Here is a 15,880-nt window from a genome sequence, read left to right on the forward strand (position 1 = left end):
AACGACCGCCTCGTCGACGCCCTGCATCTGCAAGCCAGTTGCGCGATCCTGCACGACCCAGAGGTCCGCGCCTACTACGACCAGCTACGCGCCCGCGACGTCGAACACAACGCCGCCCTCCGCCAGGTCGGCAACCGCCTCGTCGGCATCTTGCACGGATGCCTCAAAACCGGAACCCACTACGACCAGGCAACCGCTTGGTCTCACCGATCCCACGACGTCGCGGCTTGACATCCAAGCTCCAGGGATGTCTGACTCCCTGTCGTACCGGTGCCGGTCCTTCCAGGGCTGCTTGAAGTCGTCCAGACCGGCGCGGAGGACGGGACGCCGGGACGCCGTGGCGATCTCCTGGGCCAGCTCGTGCCCGAAGCTCGTCTTGCCCGACGCCGTGAGCCCGTCGATGCCCACCAGCAGGCGTCCGCTCCCGAGCGCGGTGACGCGGGCGGCGACCTGCCGAACCAGCGCCGTCCGGGCCGGGGAGGCCGGCGGCGGGAGCGGTTGCCGCCAGGTCGAGACCGAGTGACGTACGAGATCCACCACGAGAACCTATCGGCGAGGTGTATCTAGGTGCACCCCGGCCTTGCCGGCAACCGGATTCCGGGTGCCGGTCGGGCCTGGCTACCGTGCTTCCAGAGGCCAGGATGCGTCCCTTGCGTCGGCACGGGGGCCACAAGGGACGCATCCGCCGGGTTCAGTTGTTCGCCGCGATGTAGATGAACCGCTCGACGATGACCGCCAGCGCTACCACGAAGCCCGGCACCGCCAGGAACAGCAGGCGTTTGCGCGCCTTCCGCGCCCGGTTCGGGCCGTTCAGCCGGATGATCTCGTAACCGAGCAGCGCCACCCACGTCACGGCCAGCGCGCCGATGCCCACCGGCGTCCAGGGCGTGGTGGGGTCGCCGCGCCCCTGGTACGGGCTGGGTTCGGGGATCTCCGTGCCCCGCACGAAGTTCTTCCAGGTGTAGAGCGCCGCGTCCGCGTTGGAGTAGACCCGCTTCAGGTCCGGCGAGGCGTCCAGCGCCGCCCGGAACCGTTGTCCCCAGTCGTCCGGATAACCCTCGTTGAGCTGCAGGTAGCTCACCTGGCCGGTGCTCACTATCAGGTACGTGTTACGCGGCTGGGCCTTCACGCTGGCCACCGCGTCCGCGATCCGCGTCGGGTCCTTGTGCACCAGGGCCTGCACGCCGAAGTTGACCCGCTCGATGTCCTGCTCTCCCCACGGCATGGTGGGCGTGACCTCGGGCCCCAGCTTGGGCACCAGGTAGACCACCCTGGCGCTGGGCTGGTCGTGGTCGTAGATGTACCGCATGGCGGCCACCTCGCCGGTGGTGACCCGCTCGAACTTCTCGTTTCCGTATCTCGCCAGCAGGAACGCCATCGCGAAGATGACGGCGAAGCAGGCCGCCAGCACGACCGTGAGCTTCTTGGTCAGCTCGGGATTGAAGCGCACGTTCCGCTTGCGCAGCGGCACGGTCTCCTCCCGCACGTCCGCGCTGTCGGCGGGCAGGTTGGGGAAGAACGCGTACGCGGCCAGCAGGCACGCGCCGGGCAGCGCGAACATGTAGATCCGCAGCCCGATCTCGCCGCCGTAGCTCTGCAGCCCCAGCGCCAGCACCGGCACGCACAGCAGGATCAGCGCCGACCGGTCGAACACCCCGCGCCGCAACCGCCGGAACAGCCCGGTCGCGGCCAGCGCCAGGATCACCACCAGGATGCCCAGCCGGGCCTGCAGCACCATCGTGTGCGCGGGGTCGGTGCCCTCGATCCGGTCGCCGGTGTTGCTGCGCAGGTTGGCCAGGATGTTGCCGAGCCCGCCGAAGATCGTGTCGATCTGGCTGGCCCAGAACCCCACGGTCATGTAGCTGATCCAGGCCAGCACCACCAGCCCGAGGAAGAACGGCAGCGCCCACGTCAGCGAGGTCCGTCTGAAGATCAGGAACGCGGTGACCACGCCCAGCATCATGAACGGGGTGATCTGGTGTGAGGCCGTCGAGGCGAAGAACAGCGCCAGCAGCATCATCAGCATGAGCAGCTTGTCGGCCCGGAACGTCCCGGTGTTGGCGAGCTCGCCCGGCGTCATCGCGTCCAGCCGCCCGAGCAGCTTGCGCAGCCCCTTGGGCGGGATCGGCTTGGTCCGCGGCTCCACCCGCCCGAACCAGCGCAGCAGGATCGCCACCCAGGCCAGATACAGGGCGAACGTGAAGCCCTGCGGCGAGAAGTAGTCCTGCCCGATCCACTGCACCAGCACGAACAGCAGCGCCGCGAACCACCGCGCCCGCGTGGTGGCCACCACCTGGCGCAGGATCAGGACGAACGGCAGCAGATAGAGCAGGTTGGACAGCAACGGCGTCCACTGCAGGATCGTCGTCAAGTCGGTGATGCCCGCCGCCTTGGTGACGAACGCGAACAACGCGAAGAAGCCCGGCCAGCCCATGCGGGCGTCGATGTTGATCGCGCTCTCGCCGGTCCTGGCGATGAACTCCACGAAGCCCGCGTGGATGTAGGCCGTGGGGAAGCGGGGTTCGCTCGACACGAGCGCCCCGGCCCCGTGCAGGGCGAAGGTGATCGCCGCGATCTGGAACAGCAGCAGGAACTTGCGGTCGGTGCTCTGCGCGACGGTGACGAAGAACGACACGATCATGATGAGGATCGCCACGAACGCGCTCACCGGCAGCGCCGAGATCAGCCCCAGCCCGTCGATGTTCGCCGGGTTCACGCCGCGCAGCGGTCCCGGCGGCACCTTGAGGGCGAGGATGTACATGAGCAGGCCCTCTAGGACCAGCAGGACCGGCAGCCACTTGGGCGCGCTGGCGACCAGCGCCCCGATCCGCCCGGCAGGCCCAGCGGCAGCACCACTCCGCTGCCCCACGCCCTGCCCGGCCCTGGCCCCGGCGGCCTGCCCCAGCCCACCGCCCGCCCCCTGCCACTCACCTTGCTGAGGCCCGATCCCCGGCCCCTGCTGCGGCCCTGTCCCCGGGACCTGCTGAGGCGCGATCCCCGGCGCCTGCTGCGGCCCTGTCCCGGGTGCCTGCTGAGGCGCGACCCCCGGGGCCGGTGCTTGCGCGGGTGCCTGCTGAAGCCCCTGGGCCGGCGCTTGCTGCGGTGCGGTCCCGGGCGCCTGCTGAGGTCCGGTGCCCGGCGCCTGCTGCGGTGCGGCGGGCGGAGCTTGCCGGGGCGCGAGTGCCGGAGCCCCGACGGGATGCACCAACCTCCCGGGCTCCTTCCCGGCAGGCGCCTCGTCCCCGGAGGAGGCCCCGGCGGACGACGCTCCCTCGCCGGACTCCCCTCCGACGGTGGGAAGGCTCATCGGCTGCGTCCCGGCGACCGGCGACGCACCCCCCGCCCCCTTGGAGGCGGGCGCGGTCGTGCCATTGCCGGGAGGCGCGGTCGTGCCGGCGGCGCCCTTGGCCGGCGGAGCGGTCGCCGGAGTGCCCCCCTTCGCCTGCGAGCCATCAGGAGCCGCCGGCTCCTGCCCGGCCTGCGCGGGCTTGGCCGGTGGCGTGCTCGGCTTGGGCTGAGGGGTGGTCCTGGCTTCCTGGGGTTTGGGGCTGGGCGGGGCGGGGGCCTTCGAGGGGCTCTCCGTGCTCCCCGCCCGCTGGACGGGCGTGGGCACGGTGCCGGCGGCCGAGGCGGTGTCCGCCTCCTTCTCCGCCGTAGGCGCGTGCCCGATCCGCACCGCCCCGGGAAGCCGGAAGGCCGTCGTCCGCTCCGCCCCCGGATCGGCGGCCTCGGCCGCGTCCGCGGAACCCGCGGACACACCCGAGGAAGGTCCCTCAGCAGCCCCCTTGGCCGACCCGGACTCCTCCGGATCGGCGGGAGGATCGAACGTCAGCCGCGGGATCACCCCGGTGGCCTCCGGATCGAAGGGCACCTCCGACTCCTCCTTGCCTGCGCCCCCGTCCGAGGAGCCGGTGATCCCGGTTGTCATGCCATCGCCGTCCCGTTGCCTCACGTTGACCATCATGCGGCCCCGGACGACCCCTGGGTGACAGTCGGCTTACCAGTTTCGTCATACTTGAGAATTTTGCGTAGATTTCCGAAGATCAAAAAGGCCATGAGAAGTTCGCTGAAGAGCAACCCGTACCCTACGGCGTCGACCCCGACGAAGGGGAACAGCGCCGCGATGGAGGCCAGCACCAGCGCCGCCAGCCCCACCTGTACGGTCGCCAGCGCCCGTGGCCTGCTCTGCGCCCGCAACGCGCTCAGATAGACCTCGATCAGCACCCGCGGCAGCACGGCCAGCGCCATCAGCCGCAGCAGCGTCGAGCCCTCGTCGGCGAACTCCGACCCGAAGACGGTCAGGATGAGCGGCCCCCCGACGATGGCCACCGTGATGATCGGGATGACGATCAGGAAGGCGCGCCGCAGGGCGTTGCGGGCGTTCGTCGCGAGTTTGGCACGGTCTAAAGAGCCCTCAACGGTCAGGGACACCGCCATGTTCATGGCCAGCAGCTCGATCATGCTCGCCAGGGTGAACGCCATCGAGAAGCGCCCGAACGTGGCCTCGCCCACCTGCGTGGCGATCACCACGGGCACCAGATAGACGATCGCCAGGATCGACAGCGTCCCAGGGAAGTCCCCGGCCAGGAACCTGCCGACTTCGCGCAGCCGGGGCGGCTGTGCGGCCCCGTCGGCCTCCCTGACGTGCCGGGGCACCACGACGCCGAAGATCAGCCAGTTGACCGGGATCAGCGCGAGCGCCGTCGGGATGACCCAGGAGACGAAGATCCCGCCCTCGGGCAGCGCGCCCGCCAGCGCGACCAGCAACCCCATCTTGACCACGCCGAAGATCAGGTTGTTCAGGGGTACGAAGGTCGCCCTGCGCAGCCCGGTCAGCACCACGTCCTGCAGCGTGAACACGGCCCACACGACCACGGAGGCCAGGAAGAACAGCCCGGGCCCGAACCCGGCCAGTACGGAGTAGGTCTCCCCCCACAGCGGCAGCGTCAGCAGGAACCCGATGGCGGCCACCCCGCCCGTCGCGGCGGCCAGGCCGTACCCCCGCAGGATGAGCTCCGGCGTACGGCGGCCCGCGACCGGCAGGTAGCGGGCCAGCGCGCCCACGAAGCCCAGCGCCGTCAGCGACGCGAACAGCCGCATCGCCGTGATCACCGCCTGCCCGCGGCCGAACTCCTCGGGCGTGTAGTAGTGCGCCGCCAGCAACCAGTAGCCCATGCCGAGCACGCCGGTGATGACGGTGTTCGCCATGAGCGCGTAACCCTGGCGGAAAAGCGGGTTACGGAGGTCGACGAGGATCTTCCCCCAGACCCTAGACATTTCCGCGCACCCGCTGCAGTCCGTACCTCGTCCGCCGCACGACCGCGTACCCCTTGGTGAGGATGCGTTCGCGCAGGTAGATGAGAGGCACGGCATTGCCTTCGACGGCGCGCTTGAACATGTTGATGGTGGTGCCCTTGCCCACCGTCAACCGGGGGATGGCGAGCATGTCGTGCCGGTCCGCGGCGATCGTGTTGCTCACGGCGCACGCGGCGAAATATCCGGCCTTACGGACTTCCTGGCGCACGCGGGCGCTGGAGTAACCGTAGGGGTAGGCCATGGTGGCGACGGGCGCGCCGATCTTCTCCTCCAGCAGGCCCTTGTTCCTGCGCAGCTCCTGCCGCAGGTCGTCCATGCGGAGCTGGTCGAGCTGTGGGTGGCTGTGGCTGTGCCCGCCGATCTCGATGCCGGTCTGCGCGGCCTCGCGGGCCTGGCTCCAGGACAGCATGTCGTCCAGCGGCCGGCCCGCGGCGTCCTTGCCCGCGTCGGACACCCACCCGCTGGTCAGGAAGACCGTGGCGGGGAAGTTGTGCTTTTCCAGCAGCGGCAGCGCGTGGCTGTGGAAGTCGGCGTAGCCGTCGTCGAAGGTCACGACGACCGGTTTGGCCGGCAGTGCCCGGCCGTTGTTCTTGTTCAGCGAAGCGACCAGGTCACCCAGCGTGAGCGGGGTGAAGCCGCTCTCCGACAGGTAGGCCAGCTGCTCGGCCAGGTCGCCGGGCCGTACCGAGTGCGGCTTGGTCTCCGGGTTGGGGGCGTCGGTGACCGAGTGGTACATCAGGATCGGGACCCGGATCATGAGCGTGCCGCCTTCAGCCGTACGGAACCCACCACGTAACCCCAGGTCGTCCAGGCGAGCCCGATCACGATCGCGGCGGCCCGGCCGAGCCCGCCGAGGTCGCCCCGCAGGGCCTCACCGACCCCGCGCAGCGCCCCGAGCGGCAGCGTCTTGAGCGCGTGCGCCCGCTCGCTGGCCAGCCCGTCCTGGGTGCCGACCTCCCGCGTCACCAGGGCCTTGGACAGCCCCTCCGCGTAGCACCTGGACCTGAAGTAGGCGAACCGCTCACGCTGCGCGGACACCTTGTGCCCGATCACCGCGCGCGGCTCGAACAGCATCACCGAGCCCGGCTTGCGCTGGCTCAGCCGGATGCAGAACTCCGTCTCCTCGCACCCCAGCGGGCGCGACTTGCGCCCCTGCACGCTGCGCCCGATGCCGCTGTGGAACCCACCGACCTCGGACACGACGTCCCGCAGGAAGGCGGCGTTGCCGCCCATCACGTTGCGGATGGGCGCACGCACCGCGGGCATGCCGCGGTAGGTGCACCCGACCGTCCAGTCGAACTCGTACGGGAACCACCGCGGGCGCCGTGAGGACGCCCACAAGGGGTCGGTACGACCCCCCACGCCCACCACGTCCGGGTTCTGGAAGCCCTCCTCCAAAGCCTCCAGCCACCCGGCGTCGGCGACCGCGTCGTCGTCGAGGAACGCGACGATCTCACCGTTGGCCGTGGCCACGCCGGTGTTCTTGCCCCCGGAAAGGCCCTGCTCGTGCGTGTTCTCCACCACGATGGCCTGCGGATATTCACGCTTGAGCTTCAGGTGCAGGTCCGGGTTGTAGTCGACCACCAGGATCAGCTCGTGTGCCGGGCGGGTCTGGTTCTCGACCGACTCGACTGCCTGCCTGATGTCCTCCCACCGTTCCTCGGTGTAGACGCAGATGACAACAGACGTGTTCACAACGGTCCTTCTTACGCGACGCCTCGGTCAGCGGCGGGAGTGGCGGTCGGCTCAGGCTGAGCAGGAGAGGGCTGGCGTCGCCACTCCTTCAGGATGGTCTTGAGCACGCGGAAGCCATCTCGTACGACGTGCAGGTTGCTTTCGCCGTGGATGCGGTTGCGCTCGTGGCTCGGCACCTCGTGCACCTTCAGCCCGGCCTTGGCGGCGCGCACGTTCATCAACGTCTCCACCTCGAAGCCGTCGCAGTCGAGGTTGAGCACGTCGAGGTGACGGGCCCAGAAGGCGTTGTAGCCGTAGCAGAGGTCGGTGTACTTGGTGTTGTACATCACGTTGACGATGCCGGTCAGCACCTTGTTGCCGAGCCGCCGGTTGATCGTCAGGTCGTCGCTGCCGCCGCCGGAGGCGTAGCGCGAGCCCTTCACGAAGTCGGCGCCCGTCACCAGCGCGCCCACGAAGTTGATGATCTCCCTGCCGTCGGTCGAGCCGTCGGCGTCGATCATCACGATGATGTCGCTCGTGCACGCGGCGAACCCGGCGGCGAGGGCGTCGCCCTTGCCCTTGCCCGTCTGCGTGACGACTTTCACGTTGGGTCGCAGGCGCTTGGCCACCGCCACGGTGTCGTCGGTGGAGTTGCCGTCGACGAGCACGATCTCGTCGATCCACTGCGGCAGCGTGGCGAAAACGTGCGGCAGGTTCTCGGCCTCGTTCATCGCCGGCACCACCACGCTCACCGTGGGTGAGATGGCCAGGTGCGGGGTGACCGGCGTGAAGCTCGAGGGTGGCGGCATCGAGCGCAAGGGAGAGCCTTGGCGCTGGCCGTTGTGTTTGGTCATCTCGGGACTCATGACGAGGGAATTCCTTCCGGGACCCGGCTCTGCAAGCGGCCGGGTTGGAGCCAGTCCCGGGTGCCGTGGGAATGGCGAAGCCGCTGAACGGTGCATCGACGGGTCCTGTGCTGTGAGGGTGTGCTGTGCCGGGCTCGGGAGCGCTCAGCTCGCTCCCGATGGTTCTTTGACTACTGAGTTGGGCGACTCCTGTTGCTGCATCGAGGTGCGCACCCGACCGAAGCCCTTGAGGACACGGTCGGCCGCTCTATAAAGAGACGGCCGGTCCATGACAATTGTTCGGGCCTTGTTCAAAGGAGTTCGGCCCATCCAGTGGACCGCCGCCGTCGCGGACGGTCTTGAGATGCGGCCTTCGGCGACGTACAGGACACCGCTCTTGAGCCAGTCCTTGTACTCCTTGCCGCCCTTGCCCATGTCGACCATGTGCAGGCCGTCGTTCGCGGCGGCCTCGGCCATCTGGAGGTGGTGGACGATGCCCGGCGAATAGCGCCCGAACTCGGTGTCGTAGGCGGGGAACCACCCTACAAGCGTGGTCGCCGTACGGAGGCCGAAATGCCCGGCCACCGGTACGTCTCCGGCATACAGCATGGTCAGCACACCCGCGAAGTCCGATGACTTTTCGGCATGCATCATGTCGGTCAGCTCGACGATCCACGGCTGGGCGAACCTGTCGACCCGGCCGGTCCGGCGATACTGGTCGGACTTCCAGTTGAGCAGCGTGCGCAGCACCTCAGGGTCGGCCGAGGCCCACTCGAAGCGCAGCTCGCCCTGCTCCCGGCCGAGCTTGCGCTCCTTGTAGCGCACGGTCTTGAGGTTCTTCGGCGAGTTGGCCTTGACCTGCTCGATCCAGGCCTCGAACCCGGAGGTGAAGTCCATGACCGGGGCGGGGCGCACGTCCATCTCGTAAGGGGCGAACGTCGGCTGCCCCGCCACGAGATGGTCGAAGTCGAACACGCTGAGCTTGCAGGCCCGCAGCAGGGCCTTCGCGTCGAGCTTGAGGTCCGGGGTGGAGATCAGCCCGTGGCACGTGGTCAGGAAGCCGCCGAGCGGTTTGCCGATGCCGAAGCTGTGCCGCTCGTACGGGAAGAATCCCGCGACGCGGCCGCCGTCGGAGATGACCGCAACCCTCACGTAGTCGCGCAAGCGGTCCATCGCCACGGCGAACTCGACGGACAGGAACGGATTGTCCAGACTCGGGTCGGCCTTCTGCAGCTCCCGCCACCGGGCCCGTTCGGCGTCGCCGAGCTCCCGCGGCCGAACTACCTGGATGTTCACCTTGCCCTGGCCCCCTGTTCGGTCTGAATGCTCTTCCCCCGGTAAAGCACGCGCAGCACGTACATGAACCCGCCGAGAACGGCGACGGTAGCCACACCGGCCCGGGGTGACCACGCGCCGAAGAGCAGCATGGCCTGGGCGAGGAGCACGTTCAGTACGAGGCTTGCCGCGGCTCCAACCGAAAGCGCGGCGAGGGGATCACGATCACGCAACAGTCCCACCACTGCCGCCCCTGGGACGACCAGGAGGAACAAGGAGATCAGGAACGGGCGCAGCGGCGTCTCTATGTCGAACAGCGCGACCACCGCCCCGGCGATGCAGGCGAGGGCCAGCAGCCAGGCCAGCGCTCTGCGGTGCTTGAGCATCTCCTGTTTCTCTCCTGCTCTTCCTGGTAAAGGCCGATCGGGTCGCAGTTCATGGGACCAATCGGCGCGCGGACACGTCAATGCCGACGCTTGGCGACCCGTCTCGGTTTACCGGCAGGCAAAGTTTTTTCGTGTGAGTTTCAGCACACGGTCAAGCCGTCTGTAGCCCCGGCAAGGTCCCCAAGCACACCAGAATGCCCTATCTGGCCGGGGATCCTCGACTCAGGGCCCGATTTATACCTTTTTGTCGCTTAAACTGGGGATCTCCTGTGAGTTTGCTCGCTATTTGCCGCTTTACTCACTCGTAGGAGCGCTTTGTCGGAATGACGGCTGCGAATCGGAGAGCGGCTCGCTCGGCTCCGGGGAGCTCGTGGGCTGGTCGTCCGGCGGTTCTGAGACCGGGAGCCGCTCGCCGTTCCAGGACAACGCGCAGGTCGCGGTGCCGCCGTTGGAGGTGAACACGACGCGGCCGCTGCCGGAGCCGGCCGGGTCCACGACCGTCACCCAGACCTTCATGGAGCCGCCGGACTTGATCGACCCGCTCGCCGGATACACATCGAGGCCGTCCGAGGCGGTCGCCACCCAGGAGACGGCGGCGCGGCGGGCGCGCATCCCGATCTCGGACACTTCGTCGATCTTCGCCGGGCACGTGATGGCGAGCCGGGCGGTGGGCGCGGGGCGGCGGCGGGTGGGCGAGGGCGTGGTGGCCTGCCGGGTGCGGGGCTGCGCGGCGGCCGGCCGGGAGGTCGGCTGGACCCCTACGGACTCCCTGCCGCTCGGCGTCGGCGTGGGCGTGGGGGTCTCCGTCGGGGAGGGCGACGGCGTGCGCTCGTCCTGCTCCGGCACGGGCTCGGGCGCGGGGCTCTCCTCCTCCTGCGTAGGCGTGAGCGTGGGGGAGGGGGCGAGCTGCAGGGTCGTGGTGTTGGAGGCGCCGCGGCCGTTGATCACGACCATGGCGCCGGTCGCGGCCAGCACGCAGGCGCCGGCCAGCACCACCGGCGCCAGGCGGAGCGGCCTGCGCCGGCGCGGGCGCTGGGCGGGGGCCACGGGGAAGCCCGCCCGGTCGAAGGAGTCCCCGCGCTCCATGATCAGCGTCCGGGTCGGGTCGCGCTCGGGGTTGACGCACGTGTCAATCACCCGGCGGCGCAGCGAGAGCGGCGGGTACGCCACCGGCACCATGGCCAGCAGCCGCCCGGCCGAGACCTGCCGGTGCCGCCCCTCGGTGCACACCTCGCACCCGCTGATGTGCCCGGCCAGCCGGCGCCGCAGGAGCGGGGTGAGCGGTCCCTCCCACGAGTCCACCATCGCCGACAGGTCGGGGCAGTGCGCCCGGCCGGTCCTGGCCAGCACCACGGCCGCGGCGGCGTTCTCCAGCCGGTCGCGGGCCCTGCCGAGCCGGGCCGCCGCCTGCCGCGAGGTCAGCCCGAGCACCGCGGCGACCTCGGCCGGGCTCAGCCGGTGGCGCAGCGACAGCAGCAGGAGCTCGCGCCCGTTCCCGCTCAGGTCGCCCAGCGTCTCGTGGACGAGGTCGGCCAGCTCGGGGTCGTCGTGCTCGGACGGCTGCGGCAGCGGCATGCCGGCCACGGGGGTCCGGTGCGCGAGCCTGGCCCGGACCTGGAAGCGGGTCAGCGCGTACAGCCAGGCCCGCAGCCGGCCCGGCTCGCGCAGCCGCCGCATGCCGCCCTGCGCGGTGACGAGCGCGTCATGTACGGCGTCCGCCGCCACGTCCCCGTCGCCGGCCAGCCCGTAGGCGTAGTCGTGCAGCCGCTCGCCGTACAGGTCGTAGAGCTTGGCGGGAGCATCGGCGTGGGCGCGCAGCAGCGCATCGACGAGCTCGTGGTCCTCGGCGCGATCGACGGTCGGCCATCCGGGCACGGATTTCCCTCCCCGCGGGTGGTACGGGCACTCAGGCCCCACGCGGAGAGGACGCGGCCTCATTCGGGCGGGTTCGCCCGCCATGCCCAACAGGCATGGCGCCGAGCTTCGAGGCAGGGATCAGCCGTCGCAGTTGGGGGAGCAGAGGCGGCGCTCCATGCCCTGCAGGAAGAAGTCGCGGACCTGCAGGATGTCCTTGGCGATGTACGCCTCGCCACCCGTGGCCTTGGCCAGCGCGTCCATCTGCGCCTTGCCTTTCTGGGCCTCAGGGCCGAACGCGATGAGCAGGATGCTGATGGGCCGCTTCGGGTCGTAGGTCTTCTTCAGGAACTGCAGCAGCTGGGAGTTGCTGACGCCACCGTCAGGATCGTCGTTGCCCGCGCCGTCCGTGAGGATCAGCAGGGTGTTGATCTTGTCTCCCGCGTACGTCTTGGTCAGCTCCGTGTAGGCCGCCTTGACCGTGTCGTTCAGCCCCGTGTCGCCGGTGGGCTTGGCCTGGACCTGGGCGAAGGCCCGGACGAGCAGGTCCTTGCGGAGCACCCCGTTGACGGTCTCGCTGGCCGGTCCGACGGAGACCAGTTCCTTCCAGTCCCTGCCCTGCCCGTCCAGGTGCGTGGAGAACGACCACAGGCCCAGCTCGGAGTCGGCGGGGAACAGGCCGAGACCCTCGGTGGCGATCTTGTTGATGGCCTGCATGCGGGTCATGTTCGTGCCCGGCACGGGCAGCGCCATCGTGCCCGAGACGTCGAGAAGGGTGAGCAGCCGCGATCCGAGGTTCAGTCTGGACCAGGTCTGCACCATCCTGGCCACGGTCGCGCTGTCGGGCGGGTCCAGGGCCGGCGGCGTGTCCGGCGTGAAGCCCTTGTCCTTGGACAGCGCGGCTCCCGCCGAGCCGTCCGTGCCGCGGAACCCGTCCTCGCGCAGGGTCTTCTGGGCCGAGTCCGTCGCGAGGTCCTGCTTGAAGTCCGTCGCCGCCTTGATCACCGACGGGTCCTTGGCCAGGATCGTGACCGGGTAGTCCAGGCTCAGCGTGCCCTCCTTCGGATAGAGGGCGACCACCGGCGCGTCCGGCTTCTGCGAGTTGTGGGCGTAGATGGCCTGCTCGGAGGTGACGCCGACGGGCACCCTGCTGCCGGACTTCACGGTGAGGCTGGCCAGCAGCGCCGTCGAGTCGGAGGCGAGCTGGCCCGACAGTTCCTTCATCGCGCCCACCAGCGCCTGGTCCTGCTTGGCCTCCCTGGCCACGCCCGCGGCGGCCAGCAGCGCGGCCAGGCCGGCGGAGTTCTTCTGCGGGTCGAGGGCGAGCACGCGCACTTTCCTGCCGGGCCCGTCCACGTTCGCCACGTTCGCCGCGGCGACCATGCTGACCCAGCTCGGCTGGATGCTGCCGGACAGTTTCGCCGCGGCCGACCTGGCCGCCGCCAGCACCACGGGGGAGGTGGCGACCGAGCCCTCCGGCTGCGGCAGCGCCTCGCCGGCGGGGGTCCTGCGGACGCTCTCCAGGAGGAGGCTGGAGTCGGCCACCCAGAAGTCGGCGGAGACCTTGCCCGCCGCCAGGGAGTTCGCGGTCCTGGCCGCCGCCTCCTTGGCCACCGTCACCTCGACGCAGCGGCTGTCGACCGAGTGCAGGGCCTTGTTGTACCGGCCGGCGATCTTGCTGAGCGCGGGCTGGATGTCCGGGGTCGCGACGACGCGCAGCGGTAGCTTGCCGTCCGAGCAGTCGTGGTCGCGATTGAAGATCACGAAGGCCGCGACGCCGAGCAGCACGGCCAGGGCGACGGCCCCGGCCAGGGGTACGAGCACCTTGCCTCGGCCGCGGGACCGTCTACGAGCCGAGGGCTCGTGCGCGCGGTATCCGCCGTCGAACTCGTCTGTGCGGTGTCGCCCCACGATGTCCTCTTCGGTGTGCTTGTGACCTTCCGGAGACCCTAGCGGGAGATGCTCCGCAATACTCCGGGAACGATACTCGGTGCGGTCTATGTGGGAAAACAGCCCATTTAATGCGACGATTACCCAATGTGATGGGCTATGGCTGCATAGGTAACTGTTCTGGCGTATCAACCAGTGATACGGATGTGATGCTTGTTACGTTCGATGACAGCAAAAATGTCCGCTCCAGGCCCGCCTGCCCTCGCGTACGGCGACCGCCGCCAGCGCCACCGCCATCGCCGGATCGGCCCACCACCAGCCGAAGGTGTTGAGCCACAGCCCGGCCAGCACCCCCGCCGCCATGGCCGCGCAAATGAGGTTCTGCGTGCCCTCGCCGGACGTGGCCGCCGACGCCAGCCGCAGGCCCAGCCGCCGCTTGGCCACTCCCAGCACCGGCATGCCGACCAGGCTGAGCGTGGTCACCACGATCCCCAGCGTGCTCGGCGCCGCCCGCTGTCCTGAGCCCAGATCGTGTGCGACATGCACGATGAGATAGGGCGCCAGCAGCCAGAAGCTCACCGCGACCGCCCGCCTGGCGGTCGTCTCCGCGTGCGGCGAGAGCGTGCGGGCGCCGGTGAACCGCCACACCACGATCAGGCTGGCCGCCGCCTCCACGAAGGCCGACAGGCTCCACCCGATCAACGCCACGGAATCCGCGGCCAGCCCCGCGGCCAGGCCGAGCGTGCTCTCCACGCCCAGCCAGGCCAGCGTGAACACGGACAGCGAACGAGCCGTTCGCGCTGCGTGCAACCAGTCGGCTGACGCGGCCGGATGCTCCTGAATCCGCTGGTCAGGCACCATGATCCCCCGAACTCCCGGCTATCCGGCCGTCGACAGCGATATGTACCTTACCCACTACGGACAGTAACTCAAGGCTACCTTGGCAAAGGATGTTCAAGCTTCGCCGCATAATGACCGAAGATCAGTTGGGGGAGGGTTCGTGCCATTCACGCCCAGTCACGTGGCCTTGGTGGTGCCACTGATGGTTTCGCCGCGCGTGCGCAGGTTCGTTGATCCATGGGCGCTGGCGCTGGGGGCCATGGTCCCGGACCTGCCGATCTTCCTGCCGTTCCTGCCCGACTACACCGACTGGCACTCCTGGGCCGGCGTGGTCACCCTCGACCTGGCGGCCGTGCTGCTGCTGTTGCCCCTGTTCCACCTCGTCCTGCGGGACCCGCTGATCTCCCTCCTGCCGCCGTCCCTGGCCGGCCGCGCCGCCCTGCTCGTCCCGTACCGGATGGCCGTCCTGCCCATGGCCGCGGGTGGGGTGGTGGGCGCCGCCTCGCACGTCCTGTGGGACTCCTTCACCCACTCCACCGGCCCCATGGAGTGGGGTCCCTGGCTGTCCGTCTCGGTCTTCGGCGTGATCAGGCTCTTCCGCCTGCTCCAGTACGTCTCGTCCGCGGTCGGTCTGGCCGTCGTGGTCTGGTGGGGCTGGCGCGGCCTGGCCCGGATGACCGCCACGGCGGTCCCGGACCGCCTGCGCCTGGCCCCGCGCGTACGCTGGACCGTGCTGGCCGCCGCCGCGTTCGGCATCGTCGCGGGCGCCGTCCTGTGGCCGCTCGTGGACGAGCCCGTCCCCGAACTGGGCCTGCCGAGCGTGATCACCAAGACCGGCGCGGGCACCGTGGTGGGCCTGTGCCTGGTCCTGGCCTGCTACGCCGTGGTCTGGCAGGTCCTCCGGCGCATGGCAGTATCGGAAGGTGCATGAGCCCGTAACCGACGCCGACGACCCGCGCCTGTCCGACTACACCCGGCTGCGGGACGTGGAGCTGCGCAAGAGCCTGGAGGCCGAGCGCGGCCTGTTCCTGGCGGAGGGGGAGAAGGTGATCAGGCGGGCCATCGGCGCCGGCTACCCGATCCGCTCGGTCCTGACCACCCGGCGCTGGCTGCCCTCGCTCGCCGACGTGCTCGGGGACGCCACCGTCTACGTGGTGAGCGACGAGATCATGTCCGGCATCGCGGGCTTCCAGGTCCACCGCGGCGCCCTGGCCTCGATGGAGCGCCTCCCGCTCCCCACCGTGCAGTCCCTGATCACGGGCGGCCCGCGTCGCCTGCTCGTGCTGGAGGACCTGGTCGACCACTCCAACGTCGGCGCGATCTTCCGGTCCGCGGCCGCGCTGGGGGTGGACGGGATCGTCCTGTCGCCGCGGTGCGCCGATCCGCTCTACCGGCGGGCGGTGAAGGTCTCCATGGGTGCGGTGTTCTCGATCCCGTACGCGCGGATGGACGACTGGTTCGAGGGGCTCGGCCGGTTGCGCGAGGCGGGCTTCCGTACGCTGGCGCTGACCCCCGACCAGCGCGCCACCCCCATCGACACCGTCAAGACGGGCGAACGGGTGGCCCTGCTGCTGGGCTCCGAGGGCGACGGCCTCTCCTCCCACTGGCTGGAGGAGGCGGACGAGACGGTGTGCATCCCGATGAGCGCCGAGGCCATGGCGGCGGGCGTGGACTCCCTCAACGTCGTGGCCGCGGCAGCCATCGCCTGCCACGGGTTGATGCGCTCGACGGGCTGATGGGGGTTCTACCGTGCGGGACATACGACTCAAGTCGTATCCGGACCGGGGGACGCTCGCTTCC

At 69.8% G+C, this 15,880-nt stretch carries 13 protein-coding genes; 2 read left to right on the forward strand and 11 right to left on the reverse strand.

Annotated elements, in window-relative coordinates; genetic code table 11:
- Positions 1-84 precede the first annotated feature (84 nt).
- The 11 genes from BLS95_RS57420 to BLS95_RS52470 form a co-directional block, all read right to left on the reverse strand.
- Positions 85-537 carry a nucleoside/nucleotide kinase family protein gene (locus tag BLS95_RS57420; RefSeq protein ID WP_218136443.1) on the reverse strand — a complete coding sequence of 151 codons (453 nt, stop codon included), beginning with the start codon at positions 535-537 and terminating at the stop codon, positions 85-87.
- Positions 538-691: 154 nt separating this feature from the next.
- Positions 692-3,928, reverse strand: coding sequence for a hypothetical protein (locus BLS95_RS52425; protein ID WP_090947130.1), 3,237 nt, complete (start codon positions 3,926-3,928; stop codon positions 692-694).
- Between the two features lie 32 nt (positions 3,929-3,960).
- Positions 3,961-5,277: a lipopolysaccharide biosynthesis protein gene (locus BLS95_RS52430; RefSeq protein ID WP_090947131.1), complete on the reverse strand. Its 1,317-nt coding sequence runs from the start codon at positions 5,275-5,277 to the stop codon at positions 3,961-3,963.
- Positions 5,270-6,073: a polysaccharide deacetylase family protein gene (locus BLS95_RS52435; RefSeq protein ID WP_090947132.1), complete on the reverse strand. Its 804-nt coding sequence runs from the start codon at positions 6,071-6,073 to the stop codon at positions 5,270-5,272. The genes BLS95_RS52430 and BLS95_RS52435 overlap by 8 nt, the downstream gene beginning before the upstream one ends.
- Positions 6,070-7,011 (reverse strand): glycosyltransferase family 2 protein, encoded by a 942-nt coding sequence (locus BLS95_RS52440; protein ID WP_090947133.1) that lies wholly within the window; start codon positions 7,009-7,011, stop codon positions 6,070-6,072. Before BLS95_RS52440 ends, BLS95_RS52435 begins: the two co-directional genes overlap by 4 nt.
- Before the next feature lie 11 nt (positions 7,012-7,022).
- Positions 7,023-7,799: a glycosyltransferase family 2 protein gene (locus BLS95_RS52445; RefSeq protein WP_245765814.1), complete on the reverse strand. Its 777-nt coding sequence runs from the start codon at positions 7,797-7,799 to the stop codon at positions 7,023-7,025.
- A 201-nt stretch (positions 7,800-8,000) separates the two neighbouring features.
- Entirely contained in the window at positions 8,001-9,131 is a 1,131-nt protein-coding gene (locus tag BLS95_RS52450; protein ID WP_090947135.1) for a GNAT family N-acetyltransferase, read from the reverse strand.
- Positions 9,128-9,496 carry a hypothetical protein gene (locus BLS95_RS52455; protein WP_090947136.1) on the reverse strand — a complete coding sequence of 123 codons (369 nt, stop codon included), beginning with the start codon at positions 9,494-9,496 and terminating at the stop codon, positions 9,128-9,130. The genes BLS95_RS52450 and BLS95_RS52455 overlap by 4 nt, the downstream gene beginning before the upstream one ends.
- A gap of 294 nt (positions 9,497-9,790) precedes the next feature.
- Positions 9,791-11,371 carry an RNA polymerase sigma factor gene (locus BLS95_RS52460; RefSeq protein ID WP_176993899.1) on the reverse strand — a complete coding sequence of 527 codons (1,581 nt, stop codon included), beginning with the start codon at positions 11,369-11,371 and terminating at the stop codon, positions 9,791-9,793.
- A gap of 120 nt (positions 11,372-11,491) precedes the next feature.
- Positions 11,492-13,261 (reverse strand): substrate-binding domain-containing protein, encoded by a 1,770-nt coding sequence (locus BLS95_RS52465; protein WP_245765815.1) that lies wholly within the window; start codon positions 13,259-13,261, stop codon positions 11,492-11,494.
- Positions 13,262-13,456: 195 nt separating this feature from the next.
- Complete coding sequence (locus tag BLS95_RS52470; protein ID WP_090947139.1) at positions 13,457-14,101, reverse strand: cation diffusion facilitator family transporter; 645 nt, start codon at positions 14,099-14,101, stop codon at positions 13,457-13,459.
- Positions 14,102-14,240: 139 nt separating this feature from the next.
- On the opposite strand from BLS95_RS52470, the gene BLS95_RS52475 reads away from it, so the two are divergent.
- Positions 14,241-15,011, forward strand: a complete 771-nt coding sequence (locus BLS95_RS52475) for a DUF4184 family protein (RefSeq protein ID WP_090947140.1) — start codon at positions 14,241-14,243, stop codon at positions 15,009-15,011.
- A complete protein-coding gene (locus tag BLS95_RS52480; protein ID WP_090947141.1) occupies positions 15,004-15,816 on the forward strand; it encodes a TrmH family RNA methyltransferase in 813 nt (270 codons plus the stop codon). The genes BLS95_RS52475 and BLS95_RS52480 overlap by 8 nt, the downstream gene beginning before the upstream one ends.
- The last annotated feature ends 64 nt before the right edge of the window (positions 15,817-15,880 follow it).

It is taken from the genome of Nonomuraea jiangxiensis (genome assembly GCF_900099965.1).
Classification (GTDB): domain Bacteria; phylum Actinomycetota; class Actinomycetes; order Streptosporangiales; family Streptosporangiaceae; genus Nonomuraea; species Nonomuraea jiangxiensis.

Excerpts from the sequence above, each read along its gene's own strand:
- BLS95_RS52425 (WP_090947130.1), bottom strand. The coding sequence starts at position 3,928 with ATGACAACCGGGATCACCGGCTCCTCGGACGGGGGCGCAGGCAAGGAG.
- BLS95_RS52430 (WP_090947131.1), bottom strand. The coding sequence starts at position 5,277 with ATGTCTAGGGTCTGGGGGAAGATCCTCGTCGACCTCCGTAACCCGCTT.
- BLS95_RS52435 (WP_090947132.1), bottom strand. The coding sequence starts at position 6,073 with ATGATCCGGGTCCCGATCCTGATGTACCACTCGGTCACCGACGCCCCC.
- BLS95_RS52445 (WP_245765814.1), bottom strand. The coding sequence starts at position 7,799 with ATGCCGCCACCCTCGAGCTTCACGCCGGTCACCCCGCACCTGGCCATC.
- BLS95_RS52455 (WP_090947136.1), bottom strand. The coding sequence starts at position 9,496 with ATGCTCAAGCACCGCAGAGCGCTGGCCTGGCTGCTGGCCCTCGCCTGC.
- BLS95_RS52470 (WP_090947139.1), bottom strand. The coding sequence starts at position 14,101 with ATGGTGCCTGACCAGCGGATTCAGGAGCATCCGGCCGCGTCAGCCGAC.